The organism is Streptomyces sp. CA-210063, from assembly GCF_024612015.1.
In the GTDB taxonomy this organism is placed as follows: Bacteria; Actinomycetota; Actinomycetes; order Streptomycetales; family Streptomycetaceae; genus Streptomyces.
This window is the reverse complement of sequence record NZ_CP102512.1, coordinates 9624966-9644701: the sequence shown is the minus strand read 5'-3', so window position 1 is coordinate 9644701 and position 19736 is coordinate 9624966. Positions and strand designations below refer to the sequence as shown.

Here is a 19736-nt window from a genome sequence, read left to right as displayed (position 1 = left end):
GGACCTCGGTCCCCGGCACCCGCTCACTTCACATCGTCACGGGGGCCGTCACCCCCGCACGCCCTCTACACACCACAGGTGATCAAACATGCCCACTCGCGCCCCGTTCGCCTTGCCCAACGCCTTCTCCGATACCGATACCGGCACCGATACCGACCCCATCTCCCAACTCGACGTCGCCAGTGACCTGTTGAGCCTGCTGCGCACCACGACCACCGAACCGCGCCCCGACACCCAGCTGGAGGCGCTGACCCTGGCCGTCGCAGCGGATCTGCCCGTACTGCTGTGGGGGGAGCCGGGGATCGGCAAGACCGCGGCGCTGACGCAGCTCGCGGCCGCCCTGGATCTTCCGCTGACCACCGTGATCGCCAGCGTGCACGAGCCGTCCGACTTCTCGGGGCTGCCGATCGTGGGAGACGACCCGGCCGAGCAGGGCGTGCCGATGGCTCCGCCGGACTGGGCCGTGCGGCTCGTACGCGCCGGCCGGGGGCTGCTGTTCCTGGACGAGCTGTCGACGGCGCCGCCGGCCGTGCAGGCCGCGCTGCTGCGGCTGGTGCTGGAGCGAAGGATCGGCGCACTGCAACTACCTCCCGAAGTAAGGATCGTGGCCGCCGCCAACCCGCGGTCCTCGGCGGCCGACGGCTGGGAGCTGAGCCCGCCGCTGGCCAACCGGTTCGTGCACCTTCAGTGGACGCACGACCACGAGGTCGTCGTACGGGGTCTCGGCGGGACCTGGCCCAGGGCCACCCTGCCGAAACTCGCGCCGGAGCGGCTGTCGCAGGCCGTGGACTTCGCCCGTCGCGCGGTGTGCGCGCTGCTGGCCGCGCGCCCCAAGCTCGTGCATCAACTGCCCAGCAGCGAAAGCCGCCGGGGTGGCCCGTGGCCGTCGCCCCGAAGCTGGGAGATGACCCTCCGTCTGATCGCCTTCGCCACCGCCTCCGGCGTCTCCCGGGATGTGCTGTCCCTGCTGGTCAGGGGCACCGTGGGCGACGGTCCGGGGCTGGAGCTGCTGGCCGGTCTGGACCGGCTGGACCTCCCGGATCCCGAGGAACTGCTCGCGGACCCGGCGAGTGCGGTCCTGCCCGGGCGGGGCGACCTGCGGCAGGCGGTGCTGGACGGTGTGGTGGCGGCGGTCCGGGCACGGCCGGAGAAGGCCCGCTGGGACGCGGCGTGGGCGCTGCTGGTCCGGGCGTTGGAGACGGGGGCCCCGGATCTGGTGGTCGTGCCCGCGACCACCCTCGCCTCCTTGCGCCGCGAGGACTGGGACGTTCCGGCGGCGATCGAGAACCTCGCCGGAGTGGTGACGCTGTCCCGGCGGGCGGACCAGGCGGCGGCCCGGGCCAGGACGGCGACGAAGGGCCGCCGATGAGCACCGACACGACTGCCGAGGTGAGCACCGGCGCGCCGGGCACCCAGGACCTCGACCTCGACAAGCTCTTCGCCGCCCGGCTCCAGGCGGCGCGGGCCCGGCCCTATCTGGCGACGGCGCTGTTCGCGCTGCACACCGTCGCGTCCCGGCACGTGCCCACCATGGGCGTGGACCGGCACTGGCGGTGTTACGTCTCGCCGGGCTTCGTGGACCGAACGCCGGTGGAGGAGCTGGCCGGCGTATGGGTGCACGAGGTGTCGCATCTGCTGCGCGACCATCACGGGCGCAGCGACCGGGTCGCCAAGGAGCGTGGCCTGACCGGTCCCGGGGAGCGGCTGCGCATGAACATCGCCGCGGACTGCGAGATCAACGACGACGTGTTCGGCGACGGGCTGGTCAAGCCCGAGGGGGTGGTCGATCCGGCGTTCCTGAGGCTGCCCGAGGGACAGTTGATGGAGGACTATCTGCGTCAGTTCCAACTCGGGCCGCGCACACAGGAGTTGGCGTGGCTGGACTGCGGCAGTGGCGCCGACGGTCTGGACCGGGAGTGGGAGCTGGGGCCGGACGGGGCGCACGGCCTGAGCGAGCGGGAGCGGGACGCGGTCCGGTTCCGGGTGGCGCAGGGCATCACCGGCCGTCCGGGTTCCGCGCCCGAGGGCTGGCAGCGGTGGGCGGAGGAGGCGTTCCATCCGCCGCAGCCGTGGCGGGAGTTGCTGGGCGCGGCGGTACGGTCGGCGGCCTCCGCCCCCGGCGCGGGCGAGGACTACTCCTACGGCCGGCCGTCGCGGCGCTCGGCCGGAGTGCCGAAAACCGTGCTGCCGAGCCTGCGGCGCAGACCGCCCCATGTCTCCGTGGTCATCGACACCTCCGGGTCGGTCAGTGATGTGGAACTGGGCAGCGCGCTTCTGGAGGTCGCCGCGATCTCCCGTGCGGTGGGCGGCCGCCGCGATCTCGTCACCGTCGTGCCGTGCGACGCGGCCGCCCGGATCGCCCACCCGCTGTGCCGGGCCGAGGGCATCCCCCTGATGGGCGGCGGCGGTACGGATCTCCGCACCGGCTTCGCCAAGGCGCTCCGCAGCCATCCCAAGCCCGACGTCATCGTGGTCCTCACCGACGGGCAGACACCGTGGCCCGACTCACGGCCGCCGTGCCGGACGGTGGTGGGCCTGTTCCCCCGCCAGTACGCGGGCAGTGCGTGGGACGAGGACGACCCCGACTACGTACCGGACTCACCGCCCGACTGGGCACGTGTGGTGGAGATCGGGTAGGGCGGGCCCGACGTTGACCAGGACTACTCCCGTATCCAGCACCACAATTCCCTCATGACAATGAAAACGATTATCGATAAGGTGGGCATGTCAAGCCGGGCGCCTCCTTGTCGAGGTGCCGTCGGGCTGCCCTGAGGCCGGAACGCACCGCACGAAAAGGGGAGCTGTGGCTCATCTGTTGGTGGTCGAGAGCTGGGTCGGATCGATGAGCAGGCTGCTGCCACGGGCCATCCGGGAGGGCGGGCACGCGTTCACGTTCCTCACCCGCGACCTGCACCACTACCTCCGCTCGGCCCCCGAGGGCACGGCCCATCCGCTGCTCGGCGCGCGGAACATCGTCACGGCCGACACCAACGACATCGACACCCTGCTGCCGGAGGTCGAACGCCTGCACGCGGTGTTCGGCTTCGACGGAGTGATCTCGTCCTGCGACTACTACCTGCCGACGGTGGCCCGGATCGCCGGGCACCTCGGACTCGCCGGGCCGGGCCCGGAGGCCGTCGCGGACGCCTGCCGCAAGGACGCCACCCGCCGCGTCCTCGCCGACGCCGGGGTGCCCGGACCGCGTTTCGCTCTCCATGAGGAGTGGGCCGACCTCGCCCGGGCGGCACGGGAGATCGGCTATCCGCTCGTCGTGAAGCCCGTCGACCTGTGCGCGGGCATGTACGTACGGCGTGTCGACGACGAGGTCGAACTCATGTCGGCGGTAAGGGAGTTGGCCGACTTTCCGCTGAACGCGCGCGGGCAGCGGCGGGTACCCGCCGTGCTCCTCGAAGAGCTGCTGACCGGGCCCGAGGTGAGCGTCGAGACCGTGTCGTACGCCGGGGCGGTGCACGTGGTCGGGGTGACCGACAAGAGCGTCGGCGGGGCGCCCGCGTTCATCGAGACGGGGCACATGTTCCCCGCCGCCCTGACGGGCGCCGACGCGGAGGCCGCCGAGCAGACCGCGCTGGGCGCGCTCAAGGCGCTCGGGCTGACCGACGGTGTCGTGGCGCACACGGAGATCAAGCTGACCCCGGCCGGGCCGCGTGTGGTCGAGGTGAACCCCCGGCCCGCCGGGAACCGCATCACCGAGCTGGTCCGCCATGTCACCGGCATCGACCTGGCCGCGGCCGCCGTGGAGGTCGCCCTCGGCCGCGAGCCCGATCTGCGGCGCCGGGAGACCGGGCTGCGCAGCGCGGCCGTCGGCTTCCTCGTACCGGAGAGATCGGGCACGCTCGAAGCGCTGGACGGCGGTCAACTCACGGATGTGCCAGGCGTGTTGGAGGTACAGCTCGCCGAGCCGGGCCGGCCGGTCAAGGCGGCGGGAAGCAACAACGAGTATCTCGGGCATGTCATGGTGGGCGACCCCGACGGGCTGGGTGCGCGCGGGCAGGTCGAGGCGCTGCTGGGCGAGTTGAGCGCCGGGCTGGTGATCCGGTGACCGCCGTCGCGCCGATGGCCCGCGCGGCCACGTACGAGGAACTGGTGGAGCGGGCTCGCGCGGGCGAACTCGGCCCGGATCCGAGGACGGTGCGGATCGCGGTGGCGTTCGTGACGCGGCAGGCCGTGCGGCACGACGGGCGGGGTACCGGCTATCGGAACGAGGTGCTCAGCCTGCGGCTCGCCGGTGCCGTGGGGTCCTGCGCGGTCGAGCCCGGCGCTCTGCCGGACGCGGCGATCGACGACTGTGTCGGCGCCGATGTCGCCCGCCTTCTGGATCATCCGCTCCTTCCGGTACGGGTGGCCGCGCTGGACGCCTATCTGATGCATGTCGGCCCGCACACGCCGGAGAACGGGGCGCGCCCGTTCGCGCTGCCGGCCGGGACGTCGCTGGAGAAGTCGCGAGCGCGGGCGCGGGCCGTGGTCGAGCTGCTCGCATCGCCACCGGGTGCGACGGTGCTCGTGGTGGGTGTCGTCAACTCCCTTCTGGAGGCGCTGCGTTCGCGCGGGATCGGCTATGTGCCGTGCGATCTCAAGGGCGGGGTCACGGAGTGGGGCGAGGAGGTCGTCGCCGACGCGCTCGGGGCGGCCGACCGCTGTGACGCGCTGCTCGTGTCCGGGATGACGCTGAGCAACGGCACCTTCGAACCGTTGCGGCGGCACGCGCTGGCGCACGACAAGCAGTTGGTGATGTTCGCGCAGACGGGCAGCGCGGTGCTGCCCAGGTTCCTCGGTCACGGCGTGAGCGCGGTGTGCGCGGAGCCGTATCCCTTCTTCTGGCTGGACGCGGGGCCGGGCACGCTGCACCGCTACCACCTCAACTGTCCGGATCCGGGAGACCGCCAGTGACCTCGTCGACCGTCCTGCGTACCGTCGCCCGCCCCGAGCTGCTGTCCCTGGTCGGGCGTACGCCGCTGGCGCGCATCACCGCCGATCTGCCCGGGCCCCAGCCGGGGTTCTGGGCCAAGCTGGAAGGGCTCGCGGCGGGCGGGATGAAGGCGCGGGCCGCCGTGTCCATGCTGCTGGGCGCCCGTGAGCGCGGCGAACTGCGGCCCGGCGCCCCGGTGGTGGAGTCGACGTCCGGCACGCTGGGCATCGGGCTCGCCTTCGCGGGGCAGGCGCTCGGCCATCCGGTCGTGCTGGTCGGCGACAGCGAACTGGAGCCGTCCATGCGGCAGTTGCTGCGCTCCCACGGCGTACGGCTGGAGCTGGTGGACCGCCCGGCCCCCCGGGGCGGCTGGCAGGCGGCGCGCCTCGCGCGGCTGCGGGAGCTGCTGGCCGTGCTGCCGGGGGCGTACTGGCCCGACCAGTACAACAACCCGGACAACACCGCCGGTTATGCCTCGCTGGCCGCCGAACTCGCCGTCCAGCTGGACCACTTGGACATCCTGGTGTGCAGTGTCGGCACCGGCGGCCACAGCGCGGGCATCATCGGCCCGCTGCGGCGGCACTGGCCCGCGCTGCGCCTCGTCGGCGTCGACTCCACCGGCTCCACGATCTTCGGCCAGCCGGCCCGGCCGAGACTGATGCGCGGCCTGGGCAGCAGCATCCACCCGCGCAACGTCGCCTACGACGCCTTCGACGAGGTCCACTGGGTCGGGCCCGCGGAGGCCGTGGACAGCTGTCGTCGGCTCGCCCGGGGCAGCTTCGTCAGCGGCGGCTGGAGCACCGGCGCGGTCGCGCTCGTCGCCGCCTGGGCGGCCCGCGTCCACTCGGGCGCCGTCGTCGCCACCGTCTTTCCGGACGGCCCCCACCGCTACCTCGGCAGTGTCTACGACGACGACTTCGCCACCGCGCACGGCCTCGACCCGGCCTCCGCCGCCGTCCGCCCCGTCGAGATCCCCCATCCCGGTGCGGCCGAGGCCGTCGGCTGGGTCCGGTGCGGCAGGGTCGCCGATCCGCTCAAGGTCCCCCATTCGGAAGAGAGACTGTGAAGGCCACCCAGCGCACCGTACGCCTCGAACTCGCCGAGCCGTTGCGCATCTCCCGCTCCACCATGTCCGCGCGTGACGCGGTGTGGCTGACCATCGAACACGACGGACTGGCCGGCCACGGTGAGGCCGTCACCAGCGTCTACTACGGCCTCGACGCCGACACCCTTGGACGGCTGTTCACCGCCGTCGCCGCGGACCTCGTCCGCTTCGGTGATCCGGAGAGCGCCCTGGAGGCCCTGCGGGGCGGCGAGCCGGCCGGGGCGGGCACTCCGCCCGCCGTGACCGCCGCCGTGGGTGCCGCGCTGCTCGACCTCGTGGGGAAGCGGGCGCACAGCCCCGTGCACCGGCTGCTCGGCGCTCCGGTGGCACCGGTGGCCGCGACCGCCCGGACCATCGGCATCACCTCGCCGACGCGTGCCGCGGCCGAGGCCCGCCGCCTCGCCGCGAGCGGCTTCGAGGTCGTCAAGGTCAAGGCCGGGGCGCCCGACCCGGAGGACGACGTCGAACGCGTACGGGTCATCCGCGACGCCGCACCCCGGGTCCGGCTGCTCCTGGACCCCAACGGCGCCTGGTCGGCGGCGCAGGCCGAGGTCCTGCTGCCGCGTTTCGCGGAACTCGGGGTGGAGGCCGTCGAGCAGCCCCTCGCTCCCGGTGATCCGGACGCCCTGGCGGCCCTCGCGGAGCGCTCGCCGCTGCCCGTCATCGCCGACGAGGACGCGGTGGGGCTGGAGGACGTACGGCGGCTCGCGGGGCGTGTACACGGAGTCAACATCAAGCTCGCCAAGTGCGGCGGCGTCCACGCGGCCCTGCGGATCGCCGAGTCGATCGAGGGCAGCGGCACCGAGCTGATGCTCGGCTGCCTCACCGCCAGCAGCCTCGGGCTCGCCCCCGCCGTCCATCTCGCCGACCGGGCCCGCTGGGTGGACCTCGACGGGCACCTCCTGCTCGCCGACGACCCGTGGACCGGCATCGGGGGCACCGACGGATTCGTACGCGCAAGTGGTGTGCCTGGTCTGGGAGTTCGGCTTCGGGAGGCAGCGGAGGCGGGACGGACGGGGCACGCTCGGCAGCCGGGGGAGACACGCCGTGCAGACGTGGCATGAGATACGCCGCTTCCCGTTCGCCGTCCGCCTCCTGCTGGTCAACCAGCTGGGCGTCAACATCGGCTTCTACCTCCTGATCCCCTACCTCGCCACCCACCTCACCGAGAACCTGGGCATGTCGGCGGCCGTCGTCGGCATCGTCCTGGGCGTCCGGAACCTCAGCCAGCAGGGCCTGTTCATCATCGGCGGCTCCGCGTCCGACCGGCTCGGCGCCCGGGGGGTCATCATCGCCGGGTGCGCGCTGCGGACCGTCGGGTTCGGGCTGTTCGCGCTCGGCGACGGGCTGGCGGTGCTCCTGGCCGCCTCGGTACTCAGCGGGCTCGCCGGGGCCCTGTTCAATCCGGCGGTGCGGGCCTATCTGGCGCAGGAGGCCGGGGAGCGCAAGGCGGAGGCGTTCGCGCTGTTCAACGTGTTCGCCACGACGGGAGCCCTGATCGGGCCGCTGCTGGGCAGCGTGCTGCTGCTCGTGGACTTCCGTACGTCCGCGCTCACCGCCGCCGGGATCTTCGCGGTCCTCACCGTGGCGCAGGCCCTCGTCCTGCCCGCCCGGAAGGTCGAGCCGACCGGCAGCGGTGTCCTCGGCGACTGGCGCGAGGTCCTCGGGAACCGGGCCTTCCTGGCGTTCGCGCTCGCCATGGTCGGCATGTTCACCCTGGAGAACCAGCTGTACCTGCTGCTGCCCGCCGGAGCACGCGACGCCACCGGCTGGGACGGCGCGGCCGGCCTCGTCTTCCTCGTGGGCACGCTCGCCAATCTCGCGCTCCAGCTGCGTATCACCAAATCGCTCAAGTCGCGGGGCGACAGGGCACGGTGGATCGGCGTGGGGCTCGCGGTGACGGCACTGGCGTTCGTGCCGCCGGCCCTCGGGGCGAGCGTCGGGGCCTCCGGGTGGCTCGCCGCCGTACCCGTCCTGCTCGGCGCGCTGCTCCTCTACCTCGGCCTCATGGTCGCCTCGCCGTTCGTGATGGAGCTGATCCCGCGCTTCGGGCGACCGGAGCTGACCGGCACGTACTTCGGGATCTTCTACGTGGTCTCGGGGGTCGCGGCGGCCGTCGGCAACACCGTCGTCGGGTGGGCCATGGACGCCGGGGCGCGCGGCGGCCACGGCTGGCTGCCCTGGGCATGCTGCGCCCTGTTCGGGCTGGCCTCGGCGGGCGGGGTGGCCTGGCTGTACCGGCGCGGGGCACTGCCCTCCACGCCGGCCCCGGTCACCACCGCCCCGGGGAAAGAGAGGAGCACGGCATGACGGGCGGAGCGACCGGCGACGTGACGAGCGAGGCCACGAGCCGAGCGACCGCCGATATGAGGGGCGAGGCCACCAGCCGAACGGCCGGCGCCGTGACGAACAAGGGCACGAGCCGAGCGACCGACCAGGTGGGGGGCGAGGCCACCAGCCGAGCGACCGGCGAGGTGAGAGGCGAGGCGCCGGGATCACCGATCGCCGACACGACAGGCCGAGCGACCGCCCGGGTCGTGGGCCGCAACCTCCTCACCGACAACCCCGAGCTGTACGAGGCCCGCTTCCCCGACTCCGGCCGGCTGGCCGGGCGCTGGGCCGAGGACTGTCTGCGGCGCCACGGGGCCGGGCCGCGCGTCCTGGACATGGGCTGCGGCACCGGGCGCGACGCCGCGCACCTGCACGACGCCGGCCGTACGGTGACCGGCGCGGACCTCTCCGAGGCGATGCTCACCCACGCCGGGGACCGGCACCCCGGGCCGACGTACGTGCGGGCGGACCTGCACGGCTTCGACCTGGGCCGGGCCGCCTTCGACGCGGTCGTCTGCCTGGACAGCTCCCTGCTGTACTGCCACACCAACGCCCAGCTCGACGGCTTCCTCGCCTCCTGCCGCCGGGCGCTCGCGCCCGGCGGGCTGCTGGTCGCGGAGATGCGCAACGGCGCGTACTTCCTGGGCCGTACCGACCTGCTCGACACCCCGACCGTCAACGCCTTCACCTGGCAGGGCACGGCCTACCGGTCCACCACCACCCTGACCGTCGACCGCACCGCCCAACTGCTGCGCCGTACCCGCGTCTGGACCTCGGACGACGGCGCGCCACCCGCCGAACAGTGCTCCGCATGGCGGCTGTTGTTCCCGCAGGAGCTGCGCCACGTCCTGGTCACGCACGGTTTCGAGGTGCTCGAACTGCACGACGGTCCGGGCCCGCGTACCGAACCACCGTGGCAGGAAGGGCAGTTGCCCGGCCGCGCGACGGACGCGGACCGGCTGCACGTCGTCGCGCGACTCACCTTTGCCCACTGACCCCTCATCCACACCACACCACACGACACCCAAGGAACCCTCATGCACGACGATCTTTTCCCCGGTCTGCGCCGACGCGGTTTCCTCGCCGCCACGGGTGCCGTCACGCTCGGCGCGCTCGCCCTGACGGGGTGCGGCGAGGACGGCGGTACGGACGCCGAGGCGGACGGCGGCGACGGCACGCCCAAGCGCGGCGGGCGGCTGCGTGCCGCCTTCGCGGGCGGCGGCGCCAGCGAGACCCTCGATCCGCATCTGGCCAATCTGTTCGCCGACGTCGCCAGAGCCAAGGCGCTGTTCGACAAGCTCGCCGACTACGGACCCGATCTGTCCGCCCAGCCGCGCCTGGCCACGAAGTGGGAGTCGAACAAGGCCCTGGACCGCTGGCAGGTCACCCTGCGCGAGGCGACCTTCCACGACGGCAAGCCGGTCACCGCGAAGGACGTGCTGTTCAGCTACCGCCGTATCGCCGACCCTGAGAAGGCGTTCCGCGCCAAGGCGTCCCTGGAGCCCATCGACCTCGACGCGAGCCGGGCCACCGGTGAGCGGAGCATCGAGTTCGTGCTGAAGCGGCCGACCGCCGAATTCCCCAACGTACTGGCCGCGTTCGGCGCGTACATCGTGCCCGAGAACACCGCCGACACCGCCTTCGACAAGAAGCCGATCGGCTCCGGCCCCTTCCGCTTCGTGTCCTTCTCCCCCGGCCGCTCGGCCGTCTTCCGCCGCTACGACGAGTACTGGGAGGGCGCCCCGCACCTCGACGAACTCGAATTCGTCGTCGCCAACGAGGAGTCCGCCCGCGTCAACGCCCTCCTCGGCGGCCAGGTCGAGTACGCCCACGAGCTGAACCCCACCACCGCCCGCGCCCACGAGGGCAAGGGACAGATCGAGATCGTCCGGCTGCGCAACAGCGCCATGCAGGCGTTCTGCATGAAGACGGACCGGGCGCCCTTCGACGACAAGCGGGTACGTGAGGCGTTCTTCCTGATCGCCGACCGCCAGGAACTCGTCGACGGCGCGCTGTCCGGGGCGGGCGTGGTCGGCAACGACCTGTTCGGCAAGGGCTACGAGTACTACGCCGCCGACCTCCCCCAGCGCGAGCAGGACCTCGACCGCGCCAAGGCCCTGCTCAAGCAGGCCGGTGCCGAGAAGCTGAAGGTCAGCCTGGACACCTCGGCCGTGGCCGCCGGGTTCACCGAGGCGGCCAGCATCTTCCGCGACCAGGCCGCGAAGGCGGGCGTCACGATCGACGTCAAGATGGGCAGCAAGGACTCGTACTGGAGCGACATCCTCGACTCCGGCACCCTCGCCTGCTACCGCTCCGGCGCCATGCCCATCGAGGCGCACATCTCGCAGCGACTGCTCACCGACTCCACCACCAACGCCACCAAGTGGCAGCACAAGGACTTCGACGCGCTGTACCAGCAGGCACAGTCGACGCGGGACAAGACGGAGCGGGCCGCCGTCTACGAGCGGATGCAGCGCCGGCTGTACGCCGAGGGCGGTTTCCTGATCTGGGGGTTCGCCGACTGGATCCTCGGAACGGCCAAGACGGTGAAGGGAGTTGAGGTCAAGGCCCCCGCCAACACGCTCGACTGGGCACGCTTCGACAAGGTGTGGCTCGCGTGACATCCGGGCAGACCGAGCGACATCCCCCACGGTTCGCCCGCGCCCCGAAGGGGCGCGGGGCTGTGTCGACATGCGGCTCCGCCGCGGGGCGCGACAAGCCACGACGACGCCGCACAGACAAGACAACCCATCGCGGCACCCCCCGTGGAGCGCTTCGCTCCTTCATCGCCCGGCGGCTGCTTCTCGGCGTCGCGCAGACCGTGGCCGTCGTGCTGCTGGTCTTCGCGCTCACCGAGGCGCTGCCGGGCGACGCCGCGGTCGCCCTCGCCGGCGACCAGCCCGACCCGGCACGCATCGCCGCCATCCGCGAGGCCATGCATCTCGACCGGCCGGTGCACGAGCGGCTGGCCGACTGGGCGCTCGGCCTGCTGCACGGCGACTTCGGCACCTCCCTGGCCTCCGGCCGCCCGGTCGGCCAGTACATCGCCGACGGCTTCGGGCCGACCCTGCTGCTGGCCGCGCTCACCGTGGCTCTCCTCGTGCCCATCGGCTTCGGCCTCGGCGTGCTCGCCGCCCGCCACGAGGGCGGACTCGTCGACCGGCTCATCAGCTCCCTGACGCTCGCCGTGTACGCGGTCCCCGAGTTCGCCCTCGGGGTGCTGCTGGTGACCGTCTTCGCGCTGAAGCTGGGCTGGCTGCCGCCGACCGCCGTCGGCTACGGCGCCGACCTGCTCGCCCACCCGGCCGCGCTCGTCCTGCCCGTTCTGGTCCTGCTCTCCCGGCCGGTCTGCTCCCTGGTCCGCCTGGTCCGCGCCGGCATGGTCGACGCCCTCGCGTCCCCGTACGTCGCCCACGCCCTCCGGTACGGCGTGCCGGGTGCCCGCGTCCGCTACGCCCACGCACTCCCCCATGCCCTCGCCCCCGCCGCCCAGCAACTCGCCCGCACCATCGACTGGTTGCTGTGCGGCGTCATCGTCGTGGAGGCCCTCTACGTGATCCCCGGACTCGGCACCGTTCTCCTCAACGCGGTCGCCGAACGCGACGTACCCGTCGTCCAGGGCCTGGCCGTGGTCTTCGGTGTCCTGACCGTCGTCCTCAACCTGGGCGCGGATGTGGTCGCCCGGCGGCTGGCGCCCCGGGCGGGGGTGGCGGCGTGACGACGGACGTGGACATCAGCGCAGTCGTCGTTCCCGCTACCCGGCGTCGACGCACGGGCCGTTTCGCCCTCGGCGTCGCCGTGATCGCCGTACCCCTCTTCCTCGCCCTGCTGGGCCCGGTGTTCGCGGGCGAGCCCGGGGCGCGGTCCGCGTCCTTCACGCTCGGCGGCGGGCACTGGCTCGGCACGGACTTCGTGGGCCGGGACGTGTGGCGGCAGGTGCTGCACGGCGGTCGGCCGGTCGTGCTGACCGCGCTCGGCGCCGGGGCGCTCGCCTATCTCGTCGCGTTGCCGGTCGGTCTGATCGCCGCGCTGACGCATCGGCGCTGGCTGGAGGAGCTGCTGATGCGCCCCCTGGACGTCCTGATCGCGGTCCCGTCGCTGCTGCTGATCCTGCTCGTGTCCTCCGTGTTCACCCCCGGTGCCGTCGGCCTCGCCCTCCTGGTGGCGCTGGTCAATGTGCCGGACGCGGCCCGCCTCGTACGCGCCGCCGCCACGGAGGCCGCCGCCCGGCCCGTCGTCGAGGCACTCCGGCTCCAGGGCGAGAGCTGGTGGCGCACGGCCGTCGGCTACGTCGGCCGCACGATCCTGCGCACCCTCGGCGCCGATGCCGGCACCCGGCTGACCGGTGTGCTGTACCTGGTCGCCACGGCCGCGTTCCTCGGCGTCGGGGTGGCGCCGGACGCCGCCGACTGGGCGGTGATGGTCGACCGCAACCGCACCGGCCTGTTCGTCCAGCCATGGGCCGTGGTCGTACCCGCGCTGCTGATCGTCGCGCTGACCACGGGCACCAACCTCCTCTTCGACGCCGCGCTGGAGAAGCCCGACGTTCGCGGCGGGAACGGCCGGCGCGGCGAGCGCCGGGTACGGAAGGAACGACGGTCGTGAAGCAGTACGACGACGGCGGCGGCCGGGCCGCCTCGCCGCCCCTGGCCGAGATCACGGATCTACGGGTCGAGGTGGGCGGCCGGGCGATCGTCGACGGGGTGAGTCTGCGTGTCCTGCCCGGCAGGGTCACCGCGCTGGTGGGTGCCTCGGGCAGCGGGAAGACGACCACCGGGCTGGCCCTGCTCGGCGAGTTCCCGGTGGGCGCGCACATCAGCGGCGATGTCCGCGTGGCGGACGAGGGCCTCGTCGGATACGTGCCGCAGCATCCGGCGGCCGTCCTCAACCCGGCCCGCCGTATCAGCGCCCTGCTGACCGACATCGCCCGCGCGCAGGTACGTCACCTGCCCCGCGGCGGACGCCGAACAGCCGCCCGCGAACGCGTCCTCCAGGCCCTGACCGATGCCCAGCTCCCCGACGCTGAAGCGCTGTTGCGCCGCTACCCGCATCAGCTCTCCGGTGGCCAGCAGCAACGCGTCGTCCTCGCCCAGGCCCTCCTGCTCGGCGCCCGGATCGTCGTCGCGGACGAGCCCACCACCGGCCAGGACGCCCTGACCAAGAGCCTCGTCGTCGACCAGTTGGCGGCGGTCGCGGCGCGCGGCATCGCGGTCGTCCTGCTCAGCCACGACCTCGACGTCGTGCGCGCGCTCGCGGACGAGGTCCATGTCATGCGGGCGGGACGTGTCGTGGAGTCGGGCGCGACTCACGACCTGTGGCTCGCGCCCCGGCACGAGTGGACCCGCCAACTCCTCGACGCACAGCCGTCGTTCACCAGAACGGTGACGGGGACGGAGGCCGGTGACCGCGGCGGCTCAGTGGGAGCGGCTCCGGAGCCCGTGCTGCGCGTACGCGGCCTCACCGCCCGCCACCGCGACGGCTCACGCGGCACGACCGTGGCCGTGCGCGCCCCCGAACTCGCCCTGCGCGCCGGGGAATGCCTGGCCGTCGTCGGCCGCTCGGGCAGCGGCAAGACCACCCTCGCGCGCTGCCTCGCGGGGCTCCACCGCGACCACGACGGCGAGATCCTCCTCGACGGCACCCCCCTGCCGCGCAGCCTGCGCGACCGCGGCCGGGGGCAGTTGGCGGCCGTGCAGTACGTCTTCCAGGACGCCCGCGCCGCCTTCGACGAACACCGCCCGGTCCTGCACCAGGTGGCCCGCACGGCGGTCCGGCTGCGCGGCGCCGACGACCGCGCCGCCGAGACCGAGGCGCTGACGACCCTGACGCGTCTGGGCCTCCCACCGGACCTGGTGCGCCGACGCCCGGCCCAGCTCTCCGGCGGCGAACTCCAACGCGCCGCCCTGGCCCGCGCACTCCTCGCCCACCCCCGCGTCCTGATCTGCGACGAGATCACCTCCGGGCTCGACACGGTCACCCGGCGAGGAATCCTCGACGTCCTCGCGGGCCTGCTGGGCGACAGCGGCCCGGCCCTGGTCCTGATCACCCATGACCTGGACACCGCGGCCGTGGCCCACCGCATCGCGGTCATGGACGCCGGCGAACTCGTCGAACAGGGCCCCGCCCACCAGATCCTGACGGCACCACGGCACCCGTTCACGATCTCCCTCATGGGGACCGCCCACTCCCGCCCCCTTCCGCTCTCCCCCGCCACAGCCGCTACGCATGAGGACGTCTGATGCAGGCTCCGGGTGTGTAGTGCGAACTGATCGCCTGCCCTCGCCCGCTCGGCCGCCGCGGAACTGCGCGCGCGACACTCCTCGGCCGCCTGAGCCTCAGGGCGCGGCGTCCGTCCAGGCGGAGTCGTCCTCCATGAGGTCCAGGTCCGGCGGTACGAGGGTCGTGGACTCCACCATGCCCTTGAGGAGGTTGTGGAGCAGCCGGTTGTCGGAGGGGCGGCCCTCGGACTTGTCGTGCATCAGCGGGTAGCGGAAACCGGTCCTGTGCAGGCGCCGCCGTACCGCCTCGATGCGGTGCTCGACCTTGCGCTCGGTCCAGCCCGCGTCCGGGCGCAGACAGGCGAGCTGCTTGGCGGCCATGCCGTACGTCAGGGGGCGCGGGTCCTCCTCGTACAGCAGGTAGCGCTGGCCGAGCACGACCAGGAGCAGCCGTTCGTCGTCGTCGAGCGCCCAGATCTCCGGCCGTACGGTCTCGGCGCGCCGGCGCGACACCGGCCCCTGGTCGTCGTGGCCCGCCACATACAGCTCGACGAGGTGCTCGCGGTAGCCGGAGCCCTTCACGAACAGCGGGGTGTAGCCGGCGTCGAGCGGGATGGGCTCGGTGGTGAGGTGCATCATCCGGCCGCGGGGCAGCCGGACGAGCTGCTGCCCGATGTTGCGCAACCACCACATGCCTTGGCGGTACGTCAACTCGCCATGCCGCCGGCTCACCCTCAGATCGTCCACGCCCACACCCAGGTCCACGTCCGGCTTCTCGCCGCGCCCGAAGCGGACCGTGAGGCCCTGCCGGGGCGGGGCGCTCAGGTCGCCGGTGACCGTGCGGGCGTGCAGCGTACCGGGCGCGGCGGGCGCGACACCGCGCGCGAGGCTGGTGGAGAGGGGCATCGCTGGTCTCCTCGGTTCATCGATTCTGCGCACACGGTACGGACGCTGCCACCAGGGTCCTCCCTCCGCTCCGGGACCCCTCCCCGATCCGGGCCCGTATAAAGGGATGTGCCCCGTGGACGGGGCTCAACGGCGTCCGCCGGCATACGAGTTGAGGGGTTCGCCTATGAGCACGGGCAGGGGCCGGTTCGGCATCGCGGTGGCGTCGGCCCTGACAGTGGTACTCACCGGCTGCGGCGGGGGCGGCGGTCAGGACGACGGCTCCGGGGAGGGGACGGAGCCGTCGTCCACGACCCGTACGCCATCGGCAGCGGGCACGAGCGACGAGGCGGGCACACCGCCGCCGCGGGCGGAGCGGCCGGCCTCGCCGACGACCTCTGCCACCGACGACGGCGACAGCGGCGGCAGTGAAGGTGACCGTGCCGGTGAATCGGGCGCGGCCGACGGCACCGACGTCGACGCCTGCTTCGACGGGCGCTGCGAGATCGCCGTCTCCAAGCCCCTGTCCATCAAGGTCGACAGCCGCTTCGGCGTCAGCGATCTCCGCGTCACGAAGGTCACCGCCGACACCGTCGTCCTCCAGTCCTCGGGCGCCGGCACGTTCCTCAGCTCCTCGATCGGCGAAGGCGGCACGGGCGGCCTGAACGGCCTCGGCTTCCGCGTGACGTCCCTCGAAGGCGGCACGGCGGTGCTGGAGTTCTTCCCCCGCGCCTGAACGCCTGAGCCCGCGTGACTCAGGCGATCTCGACCAGCAGGTCGCCGCCCTCCACCTGCTGGATCTTGTTGATGGCCAGGCGGGAGACCCGTCCGGCCTTCGGGGCCGTGATGGTGGCCTCCATCTTCATCGCCTCGATGGTGGCGACCGTGGCGCCGGCCGCGACCTCGTCGCCCTCGGCGACGGCGAGGGTGACCACGCCGGCGAACGGGGCGGCCACATGGCCGGGGTCGGAGCGGTCGGCCTTCTCGGTGACGGGGATGTCGGAGGAGGCGGCCTTGTCGCGGATCTGGATGGGGCGCAGCTGGCCGTTCAGGGTGGACATCACCGTGCGCATGCCGCGTTCGTCGGCCTCGCCGACGGCCTCCAGGCCGATGAGGAGCCGCACGCCGGGCTCCAGGTCGACGGAGTACTCCTTGCCGGGGCCGAGCCCGTAGAAGAAGTCCTTGCTGTCGAGGACGCTGGTGTCGCCGTAGGTCTGACGGTGCGTCTCGAACTCGCGGGTCGGGCCGGGGAACAGCAGGCGGTTGAGGGTGGTGCGCCGGTCCTTCTCCAGTCCGGTGCGGTCCTCGGCGGTCAGGTCCTGGACGGGCTTGGCGTCGGCGCGGCCCTGGAGGGCCTTGGTGCGGAACGGCTCGGGCCAGCCGCCGGGCGGGGTGCCCAGCTCGCCGCGGAGAAAGCCGATGACGGAGTCGGGGATGTCGAACCGGTCGGGCGTGGCCTCGAACTCCTCGGGGGCCACTCCGGCGCCGACGAGATGCAGGGCGAGGTCGCCGACGACCTTGGAGGAGGGCGTGACCTTCACCAGGTGGCCGAGGATGCGGTCGGCGGCGGTGTACATCGCCTCGATGTCCTCGAAGCGGTCGCCGAGGCCGAGGGCGACGGCCTGGGTGCGGAGGTTGGAGAGCTGGCCGCCGGGGATCTCGTGGTCGTAGACGCGTCCGGTCGGTGAGGCGAGGCCCGCCTCGAAGGGGGCGTAGATCCGGCGGACGCTCTCCCAGTAGGGCTCCAGGTCGCCGACGGCCTTCAGGTCGAGGCCGGTGGGCCGGTCGGAGTGGTCGGTCGCCGCCACGATGGCCGACAGCGACGGCTGCGAGGTGGTGCCGGCCATGGACGCCACGGCCCCGTCGACGGCGTCGGCGCCGGCCTGGATCGCGGCGAGGTAGGTGGCGAGCTGGCCGCCCGCCGTGTCGTGGGTGTGGATGTGCACCGGCAGTTCGAACTCGCGGCGCAGGGCCGACACGAGCTTGGTGGCGGCCGGGGCGCGCAGCAGGCCCGCCATGTCCTTGACGGCCAGGACGTGGGCGCCCGCCTCGACGATCTGTTCGGCCAGCCGGAGGTAGTAGTCGAGCGTGTAGAGCTGCTCGGCGGGGTTGGAGAGGTCGGAGGTGTAGCAGAGGGCGACCTCGGCGACGGCCGTTCCGGTGGCCCGTACGGCGTCGATGGCGGGCCGCATCTGGCCGACGTCGTTGAGCGCGTCGAAGATCCGGAAGATGTCGATGCCGGTCTCCGTGGCCTCCTGGACGAAGGCGTCGGTGACCTCGGTCGGGTACGGCGTGTAGCCCACGGTGTTGCGGCCGCGCAGCAGCATCTGGAGGCAGATGTTGGGCGCGGCGGCGCGGAAGGCGGCCAGCCGCTCCCAGGGGTCCTCGGCGAGGAAGCGGAGGGCCACGTCGTAGGTGGCGCCGCCCCAGCACTCCAGGGAGAGCAGCTGCGGCAGCGTCCGCGCCACCACCGGGGCGACGGCGAGCATGTCCTTCGTACGGACCCGGGTGGCGAGCAGCGACTGGTGGGCGTCCCGGAACGTGGTGTCGGTGACGCCGATGGTAGGCGACGCGCGGAGCCAGCGGGCGAAGCCCTCCGGGCCGAGCTCGACGAGCTTCTGCTTGGAGCCGGCCGGGGGTTCGATCGTGGTGGGCCGCGGCAGCTTGGTGGCCGGGTCGATGAGGGCGGGCCGTTCGCCGTGCGGCTTGTTGACGGTCACGTCGGCCAGATAGGTGAGCAGCTTGGTGCCCCGGTCGGCGGAGTGCCGGGAGGTGAGCAGGTGCGGGCGCTGCTCGATGAACGACGTGGTGACGTTGCCGGACTGGAAGTCCGGGTCGTCGAGGACGGCCTGCAGGAACGGGATGTTCGTGGCCACGCCCCGGATGCGGAACTCGGCGACCGCGCGCCGGGCCCGGTTGACGGCGGTGGTGAAGTCCCGGCCCCGGCAGGTCAGTTTGACCAGCATGGAGTCGAAGTGGGCGCTGATGTCCGTACCGGCGTGGGTGGTGCCGCCGTCGAGGCGGATGCCGGAGCCGCCGGGCGAGCGGTAGGCGCTGATACGGCCGGTGTCGGGGCGGAAGCCGTTGGCGGGGTCCTCGGTGGTGATACGGCACTGGAGTGCGGCGCCGCGCAGGGTGACGGTCTCCTGGGACAGTCCGAGGTCGGCCAGGGACTCCCCTGCGGCGATGCGGAGCTGGGACTGCACGAGGTCGACATCGGTGACCTCCTCGGTCACCGTGTGCTCGACCTGGATGCGGGGGTTCATCTCGATGAAGACGTGGTTGCCGTCGCGGTCGAGGAGGAACTCGACGGTGCCCGCGTTGCGGTAGCCGATCTCCCGGGCGAACCGTACGGCGTCGGCGCAGATCCGGTCGCGCAGGGCCGGGTCGAGGTTCGGCGCGGGGGCCAGCTCGATGACCTTCTGGTGGCGGCGCTGCACCGAACAGTCGCGTTCGAAGAGGTGGATGACGTTGCCGTGGCCGTCGGCGAGGATCTGCACCTCGATGTGGCGGGGCTCGATGACGGCCTTCTCCAGGAAGACGGTGGGGTCGCCGAAGGCGGAGGCGGCCTCACGGGAGGCGGCTTCGATGGACTCGCGCAGCGCGGCGGGGTCCTCGACGCGGCGCATCCCGCGTCCGCCGCCGCCGGCGACCGCCTTGACGAACACGGGGAAGCCGATGTCGTCGGCGGCACGGACCAGTTCGTCCACGTCGGTGGAGGGCTCGGAGGAGCCGAGGACCGGTACGCCGGCGGCGCGGGCGGCGGCCACCGCGCGCGCCTTGTTGCCGGTCAGTTCGAGGATGTGGGCGCTGGGTCCGACGAACGTGATGCCGGCTTCCTCGCAGGCCCGGGCCAGCTCGGGGTTCTCGGACAGGAAGCCGTAGCCCGGGTAGACGGCGTCGGCGCCCGCCAGCCGGGCGGCGCGCATGATCTCCTCGACGGAGAGATAGGCCCGCACGGGGTGTCCCGGTTCGCCGATCTCATAGGCCTCGTCGGCCTTGAGCCGGTGCAGCGAGTTGCGGTCCTCGTGGGGGAAGACGGCGACGGTCCGCGCGCCCACTTCGTAGCCTGCGCGGAACGCGCGGATCGCGATCTCGCCTCGGTTGGCGACCAGTACCTTGCGGAGCATTCCCGATCCCTTCGGCCTGCCTGGTGAGGAACACCATGCTCCCGGCATTGTGGCCGACGTGCCATGAGAGCCCGGTCACTGACAGGCGATCGGAGGTCTGACCCAGGTGACGGAGTCCGTGCGAAGGGTCCGAACATCAG

15 protein-coding genes are annotated in these 19736 nt (G+C 72.8%); 13 read left to right on the top strand and 2 right to left on the bottom strand.

The window, feature by feature from the left end:
• Nucleotides 1-88: 88 nt before the first annotated feature.
• From JIX56_RS42305 to JIX56_RS42250, 12 genes are all read left to right on the top strand, one after another.
• Entirely contained in the window at nt 89-1369 is a 1281-nt protein-coding gene (locus JIX56_RS42305) for an AAA family ATPase (RefSeq protein WP_257549027.1), read from the top strand.
• The gene (locus JIX56_RS42300; protein WP_257549026.1) at nt 1366-2637 is read left to right on the top strand and encodes a vWA domain-containing protein; all 1272 of its coding nucleotides are present in this window, start codon (nt 1366-1368) and stop codon (nt 2635-2637) included. The genes JIX56_RS42305 and JIX56_RS42300 overlap by 4 nt, the downstream gene beginning before the upstream one ends.
• Nucleotides 2638-2803: 166 nt before the next feature.
• Nucleotides 2804-4060: an ATP-grasp domain-containing protein gene (locus JIX56_RS42295; protein WP_257549025.1), complete on the top strand. Its 1257-nt coding sequence runs from the start codon at nt 2804-2806 to the stop codon at nt 4058-4060.
• Entirely contained in the window at nt 4057-4908 is an 852-nt protein-coding gene (locus JIX56_RS42290) for a Rossmann-like domain-containing protein (protein ID WP_257549024.1), read from the top strand. Before JIX56_RS42295 ends, JIX56_RS42290 begins: the two co-directional genes overlap by 4 nt.
• On the top strand, nt 4905-5993 hold the full coding sequence (locus tag JIX56_RS42285; RefSeq protein ID WP_257549023.1) for a PLP-dependent cysteine synthase family protein: 1089 nt from the start codon (nt 4905-4907) through the stop codon (nt 5991-5993). Before JIX56_RS42290 ends, JIX56_RS42285 begins: the two co-directional genes overlap by 4 nt.
• Nucleotides 5990-7096: a dipeptide epimerase gene (locus tag JIX56_RS42280; protein ID WP_257549022.1), complete on the top strand. Its 1107-nt coding sequence runs from the start codon at nt 5990-5992 to the stop codon at nt 7094-7096. The genes JIX56_RS42285 and JIX56_RS42280 overlap by 4 nt, the downstream gene beginning before the upstream one ends.
• On the top strand, nt 7080-8342 hold the full coding sequence (locus JIX56_RS42275; RefSeq protein ID WP_257549021.1) for an MFS transporter: 1263 nt from the start codon (nt 7080-7082) through the stop codon (nt 8340-8342). The genes JIX56_RS42280 and JIX56_RS42275 overlap by 17 nt, the downstream gene beginning before the upstream one ends.
• Nucleotides 8343-8569: 227 nt before the next feature.
• Entirely contained in the window at nt 8570-9358 is a 789-nt protein-coding gene (locus JIX56_RS42270; RefSeq protein ID WP_443032083.1) for a class I SAM-dependent DNA methyltransferase, read from the top strand.
• Nucleotides 9359-9400: 42 nt separating this feature from the next.
• Complete coding sequence (locus JIX56_RS42265) at nt 9401-10984, top strand: ABC transporter substrate-binding protein (RefSeq protein ID WP_257549020.1); 1584 nt, start codon at nt 9401-9403, stop codon at nt 10982-10984.
• Nucleotides 10985-11148: 164 nt separating this feature from the next.
• On the top strand, nt 11149-12081 hold the full coding sequence (locus JIX56_RS42260) for an ABC transporter permease (protein ID WP_257551437.1): 933 nt from the start codon (nt 11149-11151) through the stop codon (nt 12079-12081).
• On the top strand, nt 12078-12968 hold the full coding sequence (locus tag JIX56_RS42255; RefSeq protein ID WP_257549019.1) for an ABC transporter permease: 891 nt from the start codon (nt 12078-12080) through the stop codon (nt 12966-12968). Before JIX56_RS42260 ends, JIX56_RS42255 begins: the two co-directional genes overlap by 4 nt.
• Nucleotides 12965-14602, top strand: coding sequence for an ABC transporter ATP-binding protein (locus JIX56_RS42250; RefSeq protein WP_257549018.1), 1638 nt, complete (start codon nt 12965-12967; stop codon nt 14600-14602). The genes JIX56_RS42255 and JIX56_RS42250 overlap by 4 nt, the downstream gene beginning before the upstream one ends.
• Before the next feature lie 96 nt (nt 14603-14698).
• Here JIX56_RS42250 and JIX56_RS42245 read toward each other — a convergent pair whose 3' ends face one another.
• Nucleotides 14699-15487, bottom strand: a complete 789-nt coding sequence (locus JIX56_RS42245; protein WP_257549017.1) for an FHA domain-containing protein — start codon at nt 15485-15487, stop codon at nt 14699-14701.
• Nucleotides 15488-15653: 166 nt separating this feature from the next.
• Here JIX56_RS42245 and JIX56_RS42240 point away from each other — a divergent pair, with 166 nt between their 5' ends.
• Nucleotides 15654-16202: a hypothetical protein gene (locus tag JIX56_RS42240; RefSeq protein ID WP_257549016.1), complete on the top strand. Its 549-nt coding sequence runs from the start codon at nt 15654-15656 to the stop codon at nt 16200-16202.
• A 19-nt stretch (nt 16203-16221) separates the two neighbouring features.
• On the opposite strand, the gene JIX56_RS42235 is transcribed toward JIX56_RS42240, so the two are convergent.
• Nucleotides 16222-19596 (bottom strand): pyruvate carboxylase, encoded by a 3375-nt coding sequence (locus tag JIX56_RS42235; protein ID WP_257549015.1) that lies wholly within the window; start codon nt 19594-19596, stop codon nt 16222-16224.
• Nucleotides 19597-19736: the final 140 nt, after the last annotated feature.